The sequence below is a fragment of the Streptomyces bobili genome, assembly GCF_002154575.1.
GTDB lineage: Bacteria > Actinomycetota > Actinomycetes > Streptomycetales > Streptomycetaceae > Streptomyces > Streptomyces bobili.
This window is the reverse complement of the sequence record NZ_MUBA01000274.1, coordinates 25,711-32,711: the sequence shown is the minus strand read 5'-3', so window position 1 is coordinate 32,711 and position 7,001 is coordinate 25,711. Positions and strand designations below refer to the sequence as shown.

The following is a 7,001-nucleotide window of genomic DNA, read 5'->3' as shown; positions in this document are numbered from 1 at the left end:
TCCTTCCGGGCGCCGGCGCCCAGGCCGAGGCCGGACACCTTCACCTTGTGGAGGCTGAGCCACAGCGCGTAGCCGATGGGCAGCGCGAAGAACAGGGCGAAGAGGATCGTGGCGGGGAGGAGGAAGAAATAGGGGGCGCTTCGCGCTCGTTTGAGGGTGGTGGCGGGAGACGGGAGGGCGTACGGGGCCCCCTTGACCCCGTACGACTTCCGGCGTGCGGTTGTCACTCGGAGACCTCGAAGCCCTGCTTCTTCATGTCGGCCACGGTGTCCGCCTGCATCTTGTCCAGAGCGGCGGAGAAGTCCGACTTGTTCTTGGCGGCGGCGCCGAAGGCGTCCTTGAAGGTCGTGTAGGCGACGTTCACGTTCGGGCCCCAGCCCGACGGCGCCGTGGTCTTCGCGATCTTGGCGGCGGTGGTGTAGAAGTCCGCCTGGTTCGAGAAGTACTCCGGCGGGTTGATGAAGGCGCCGCTGAGCTGGGCGGAGCTGGAGGCCGGGTAGATGCCGCTCTCCTTGGCCAGCGCGTTGAGCGCGTCACCGTCGGTGTTCAGCCAGGCGGCGAACTTGGCGGCGGCGTCCTTGTTCTTGGAGTCGGTGGTGACGGCGGTGGAGGAACCGCCCCAGCTGCCGGTGACGTTGTCGGTCTGCGACCACTGGGGGAGCGGGGCCATGGCCCACTTGCCCTTGGTGTCCGGGGCGGCGGTGGTCAGGGTGCCCGGCGCCCACACGGCGCTGACCCAGGCGATCTGCTTGCCGGTGTTGAGCGCCTTGTTCCAGGCCGGGGTGTACATCGGCTGGTTGTCGACGGCGCCCTCCTTGACGAGGCCGCCCCAGAAGTCGGCGACCTTCTTGGTCGCCGCGTCGTTGATGCCGACCTGCCACTTGTCGCCGGCGGTGGTCCACCACTTGGCGCCGGCCTGCTGGGCGAGGCCCGCGAAGAGACCGGAGTCGTTGGCCGAGAAGGTGGTCAGATCCGTCTCCGGGGACTTCTTCTTCAGCGCGCGGGCGGTCTGCGCGAACTGCTCCCAGGTGGTGGGGACGGTCAGGCCGTACTCCTTGAACAGGTCCTCGCGGTAGTAGAACATCATCGGGCCGATGTCCTGCGGGACCGCGTAGACGGCGTCCGTGCCCAGCGTCGTCTGCTGCCAGACGCCGTCGGCGAACTTGCCCTTCACGTCGCCGACGTTCTTCGCTATGTCCGCCAGCGCGTCATTGCTGACGAGCGTCGGCAGCGCCTGGTACTCGGCCTGGACCAGGTCGGGGGCCTTGCCCGCCTTGTGCGCGGTGAGGATCTTGGTGACCAGCGTGTCGCCGGACGCCTGCTTCTTCACCGTGACCGTGATCTGGTCCTTCTTGCCCGGCCCCTTGTTCCACAGGTCCACAACCTTGTCCATGCCCGGCGTCCACGTCCAGTACGTGAGCGAGACCGGGCCCGACTGGGCGCCGCTGTCGTCGTCGGACGAGCCGCAGGCGGCGAGTGCGGTGGCGCCGAGCGTGACGGCGACGGCGGAGGCTGCGACCTTGAAGAGCCGCCGGCGCTGGGTGTTGGACATGGGTTTCTCCCCTGACCTGGGTGCCCGCCTGCTGCGGGAACCTGCCATGCATCACATGAACCGAGGTCCTCGCCCGTCGCGAGGCCCTGTCATGCTTCTGTGAGCGTTCACAGTAGAGAAACATCCCGGACACTTGTCAATGGTTGTTGCTGTGCGGTTATGTTGGGCTCGCACCGCCGAGAACGTGTGTGCACGTTCCCAAATGATCGATTAAACGGGAGAAATCCATGCCGGAGACCACCCCCAAGGGCCTCACCGGGCTCGCCTTCGGTGGGGACTACAACCCCGAGCAGTGGCCGGAAAGCGTCTGGCAGGAGGACGTCCGGCTGATGCGCGAGGCCGGCGTCACCATGGTGAGTGTCGGGATCTTCTCCTGGGCCCTCCTGGAGCCCGCTCCCGGGGTCCACGACTTCGGCTGGCTGGACCGGATCATCGACCTGCTGCACGAGAACGGCATCCGCGTCGACCTGGCCACCCCCACAGCGGCCCCGCCCGTCTGGTTCTACCGCGAGCACCCCGAGGCCCTGCCCGTCACCGCCGACGGAGTCCGCTACGAGTTCGGCTCCCGCGCGGCGATCTGCCACAGCAACGCCGACTACCGCGCCGCCGCGGCGGACATCGCCACCCGGCTCGCCGAGCGCTACGGCGACCATCCGGCGCTCGCGATGTGGCACGTCCACAACGAGTACGGTGTGCCCGTCTCGGCCTGCTACTGCGAGTCCTGCGCCGCCCACTTCCGCCGCTGGCTGGAGACGACGTACGGCACGATAGACGCGGTCAACGAGGCCTGGGGCACCGCCTTCTGGGGCCAGCGCTACGCGGCCTTCGACGACGTCAACCCGCCGCGCACCACCCCCACCGTCGGCAACCCCGGCCAGGCCCTCGACTACCGGCGCTTCGCCGACGCCACCATGCGCGAGAACTTCCGGATGGAGCGCGACATCCTGCACCGCCTCGCGCCCGGCGTCCCGGTCACCACGAACTTCATGACCGCCCTCAGCCAGTGCGACTCGGTCGACTACTGGGCCTGGGGCCGTGAGGTCGACCTCGTCACCAACGACCACTACCTGATCACCGACGGCCGCCGCACCCACGTCAACCTGGCGATGGCCGCCGACCTCACCCGTTCCGTAGCCGGCGGCGCCCCCTGGATCCTCCTGGAGCACTCCACCTCGGGCGTCAACTGGCAGCCCCGCAACCCGGCCAAGGCCCCCGGCCAGATGGCCCGCAACTCCCTCGGACACGTGGCCCGCGGCTCCGAGGGCGCCATGTTCTTCCAGTGGCGGCAGTCCCGGCGCGGCGCCGAGAAGTTCCACTCCTCGATGGTCCCGCACGGCGGCACGGACACCCGCGTGTGGCGCGAGGTCGTCGAACTCGGCGCCTCCCTCGACTCCCTGAGCCCGATCCGGGGCACCCGCACCGAGGCCGACGTCGCCGTCCTGTGGGACTGGCACTCCTGGTGGGCGCAGAACCTCGCCTGGCGCCCCAGCGAGGACCACGACCCGCGCGAGCGCGCCGACGCCTTCTACGAGGCCCTCTACGACCGCCACCTCACCGTCGACTTCGCCCACCCCGAAGCCGACCTCTCGCGGTACCCGATGGTCGTGGTGCCCGCCCTGTACCTGATGACGGAGACGGCCGGGAACAACCTCAGGACGTACGTCGAGAACGGCGGCACGCTCGTCGTGTCGTACTTCTCCGGCATCGTCGACGCCTCCGACGCCGTCCACGAGGGCGCCTACCCGGGCGCGCTGCGGGACGTCCTCGGACTCACCGTCGAGGAGTTCTCCCCGCTGCTCCAGGGAGAGCACGTGCGGATCACCGGCCCCGACGGCTCCGAGCTGGGCGGCGACGTGTGGACCGAGTTCGTCGAGCCGCGCGGCGCCGAGACCGTCTGGACGTACGCCGACGGCCTCACCGCAGGCCGTCCCGCCGTCACCCGGCACCGCCTCGGCGAGGGAACCGCCTGGTACGTCTCCACCCGGCTCGGCGCCGAGGGCCTGGACGCCCTGCTGGGCTGGGCCGCCGAGGACGCCCGTCTCGCCCCGCGCGCCGGCCTGCCCCGCGACGTCGAGGTCGTGCGCCGCTCCGGCGAGAGGGGCAGCTACCTCTTCGCCATCAACCACACCGCCACCGACGCCAAGGTGCCGCTGGACACGTCCGGCACCGAACTGCTGACGGGCGAACGCGCCGCCGGCCGCCTCGCGGTCCCGGCGGGAGCCGTGCGGGTCGTACGACTCGACGGCTGAACCCCACTCCCCCTCCGCCCGTGGAGCCGCGAGCCGCGGGCGGAGGGGGTCCCTCACCCCGAGGGAGACCCACCCCCATCACGTCGAAGGGACGACGGACGAAGATGTTCCATCCCAGACGCACCCTCAGAGCCCTGCTGCTCCCGCTCACCGCGGGGCTCGCGCTCACCGCCCTGCCCGCGCAGACCGCCCAGGCGGCCTCCACGCTCACCAACGCCGGCTTCGAGGCCGACGGCGCCGGGGCAGCCGCCCCCAGCGGCTGGTCCGAGTACGGCGACACCGGCGCCTCATTCGCCGAGTCCGGCGGACACGCCGGCAGTTACCGCCTCTCCCACTGGGCGTCCGCCGCCTACAAGGTGGAGACGTACCAGTACCTGTCGGGGCTGACCAACGGCAACTACAAGCTCACCGCCTGGGTCCGCTCCGGCGGCGGCCAGAAGTCGGCCTACATAGCCCTGAAGAACTGCGGCGGCGCCGAACAGCGCACCGATCTGCCCGTCTCGGCGAGCGGCTGGCTCCGTATCGTCGTCCCGGTCAACGTGACGAACAACCAGTGCACGATCAGCGTCAACAGTGACGCGAACGCGGGCAACTGGATCAATGTGGACGACCTGACCTTCACGTCCGGCACGACCGGACTGTCGATCAAGGGCGCCGACATCTCGTCCCTCCCCAAGAGCGAGGCCAAGGGCGGCGTCTACAAGACCGCCTCGGGCACCACCGGCGACCCGGTCACCATCCTGAAGAACGCCGGCATGAACTACGCGCGCCTGAAGGTCTGGGTCAACCCCGCCGACGGCTACAACAACAAGGCGCGCGTGCTGGCCGCCGCCAAGCGGGTCAAGGCCGCCGGCCAGAAGCTCCTGGTCGACTTCCACTACTCGGACACCTGGGCCGATCCGGGCGCCCAGAGCAAGCCGAGCGCCTGGGCGGGCCACTCGTACAGCCAGCTGAAGACGGACGTGTACAACCACACGTACGACGTGCTGAACGCGCTCAAGGCCCAGGGCACCACCGCCGACATGGTCCAGGTGGGCAACGAGATCAACGGCGGCATGCTGTGGAACGAGGGTTCCACCTCCAACTGGGGCCAGCTCGCCGGTCTTCTCAACTCCGGCTACGACGCCGTCAAGGCCGTCAACTCGTCCACCCCGGTGGCCCTGCACCTCGCCAAGGGCGGTGACCTGACCGGCACCCGCTGGTGGTTCGACAGCGCGGTCTCCAACGGCGTCAAGTTCGACACCATCGGCCTGTCCTTCTACGGCTACTGGCACGGCACGCTCGCCGACTTCCAGACCACGCTGGACGACGCGGCCTCCCGCTACGGCAAGCCGGTCTTCGTCGCCGAGACGGCCTACCCGTTCCGTCTCGACAGCGACGACTCGTTCGAGAACATCATCGACCTGTCGAGCGAACTGGTCGCCGGCTACCCGGCCACCCCGGCCGGCCAGCTCGCCTGGATGAACTCCGTGGCCAGCATCGTGGAGGCCGTCCCGAACGGCCGCGGTCTCGGTGTCTTCTACTGGGAGACCACCTGGACCGCCGTGAACGGCAACGGCTGGGACCCGGCCGACGCCGCCTCCGGCAACGGCTGGGAGAACCAGGCCCTGTTCGGCTACGACGACCGGGCGCTGTCCTCGACGGCATGGTTCAGCCACCGCTGACCGTCACCATGTGACCTCGTGACAGCGGGGCCCGGCCGCCACCGTGCGGCCGGGCCCCTGCGCGTGTCCCCTTCCCCGCGCGAACTGCCGTACGGAAGAGGGATGTTCGATCCCGGCCAAGGGTCCCGGAGTGCCGGACAGGGAGGCCTCGACTGCGGAACAGTGGGAAGACGCGGTGACGAGGGCCCCGATCCAGGGACGGAGGGGACGACCATGCTGAGGACTCCCGTGAACGAACGGCGACTGCACATCCTGGAATGGCTGAAGGAACCGGCGCGGCACTTCCCGCCGCAGCGGCGCGCGGACCTCGTCGAGGACGGCGTCACCGCGGACACCGTCGCGACGAAACTCGGGGTGGACCGCCGGGTGGCCGACACGCACCTCGCCCTGCTCGCCGACCTGGGTCTGCTGCGCGCCAAGCGGATCCGGCTGCGCACCTACTACCGGCGCGACGAGATGCGCATCGCCGAAGTGGCCCGCATGTTCGAAAAGGGCTGGTAGGGGGCTGGCAGGGGCGACGCCGGACGGCCTAGCGTCGGCGGCCCGCACCAGTGGAAGGCACCCCGCATGGACCGACCCACCGCTCTCGTCCCCGTAGGCCACCTCTCCCTCGGCGGCCACGGCCCCGAGGACGTCGTGTCCGATCGGCGCGGGCGCGTCCTGACCGGCGTCGCGGACGGCCGGATCCTGCGCGTCGACGGCCTCGACGATCCCCGCGCCGCCCGCGTCGAGGAGGTCGCCCGCATCGACGGCCGCCCGCTCGGCCTCGAACTCCTCCCCGACGGCGACCTGTTGGTGTGCGACGCGGAGGGGGCGCTGCTGCGCGTCGGCCTGGAGGGCGGCCGGACCGACGTACTGGCCGACTCGGTGGCGGGGGAGCGGCTGCGGTTCTGCAGCAACGTCGTGGCGCTGCCCGACGGGACGGTGTACTTCACGGTGTCGAGCCGGGCCCACCCCCTGCACGCCTGGATGGGCGACCTCGTCGAACACACCGGCACCGGACGCCTGCTGCGCCTCGCACCGGGCGACGCCGAACCCGAAATCCTCCTGGACGGACTCCAGTTCGCCAACGGCCTCGCGGTGAGCGCCGACGCCGGGTTCCTGATCGTCGCCGAGACCGGCGCCCGCCGCCTCACCCGCTACCACCTCACCGGCCCCGCCGCCGGACGGGCCGAACCCCTCGTCGAGAACCTGCCCGGCTACCCGGACAACCTGTGGCGCGGCGCCCCCGACGGACCGGTCTGGGTCGCGCTGGCCGGCCCTCGCGTCCCCCCGCTCGACCTCCTCCACCGGGCCGGCCCGGCCGTCCGCCACCACGCCGCCCGGCTGGCCCTGCGCGCCCCCTACCGCCCCTCGGGCACCATCGGCGTCCTCGCCGTCGACGACACCGGCAGGACCGTCCACCACCTCACCCGCCGCCGTTCCGGCTTCCGCATGGTCACCAGCGTCTGCGCGGCCGGCGGCAGGCTCGTCCTCGGCAGCCTCTGGGAGCCCGGCATCGCGGTCTGCGCGGCACCCTGAGCACGGTGATCCGGC

Annotated in this window: 5 protein-coding genes and 1 pseudogene; 4 read left to right on the top strand and 2 right to left on the bottom strand. The window is 70.6% G+C overall.

Annotated features, from left to right (window positions below):
* Positions 1-227 (bottom strand): annotated as a pseudogene (locus BZL64_RS22375) (sugar ABC transporter permease); the annotation flags it as partial.
* Entirely contained in the window at positions 224-1,552 is a 1,329-nt protein-coding gene (locus BZL64_RS22370; protein ID WP_086770984.1) for an ABC transporter substrate-binding protein, read from the bottom strand. The gene BZL64_RS22370 and the pseudogene BZL64_RS22375, both read right to left, overlap by 4 nt.
* Positions 1,553-1,779: 227 nt before the next feature.
* On the opposite strand from BZL64_RS22370, the gene BZL64_RS22365 reads away from it, so the two are divergent.
* The 4 genes from BZL64_RS22365 to BZL64_RS22350 all read left to right on the top strand — a co-directional run bounded on the left by BZL64_RS22365 (position 1,780) and on the right by BZL64_RS22350 (position 6,986).
* Positions 1,780-3,801 (top strand): beta-galactosidase, encoded by a 2,022-nt coding sequence (locus tag BZL64_RS22365; RefSeq protein WP_086770983.1) that lies wholly within the window; start codon positions 1,780-1,782, stop codon positions 3,799-3,801.
* A 104-nt stretch (positions 3,802-3,905) separates the two neighbouring features.
* Positions 3,906-5,465, top strand: coding sequence for a glycoside hydrolase family 53 protein (locus BZL64_RS22360; RefSeq protein ID WP_086770982.1), 1,560 nt, complete (start codon positions 3,906-3,908; stop codon positions 5,463-5,465).
* A gap of 213 nt (positions 5,466-5,678) precedes the next feature.
* Complete coding sequence (locus BZL64_RS22355) at positions 5,679-5,966, top strand: ArsR family transcriptional regulator (RefSeq protein WP_086770981.1); 288 nt, start codon at positions 5,679-5,681, stop codon at positions 5,964-5,966.
* Positions 5,967-6,032: 66 nt separating this feature from the next.
* On the top strand, positions 6,033-6,986 hold the full coding sequence (locus tag BZL64_RS22350) for an SMP-30/gluconolactonase/LRE family protein (RefSeq protein WP_086770980.1): 954 nt from the start codon (positions 6,033-6,035) through the stop codon (positions 6,984-6,986).
* Positions 6,987-7,001: the final 15 nt, after the last annotated feature.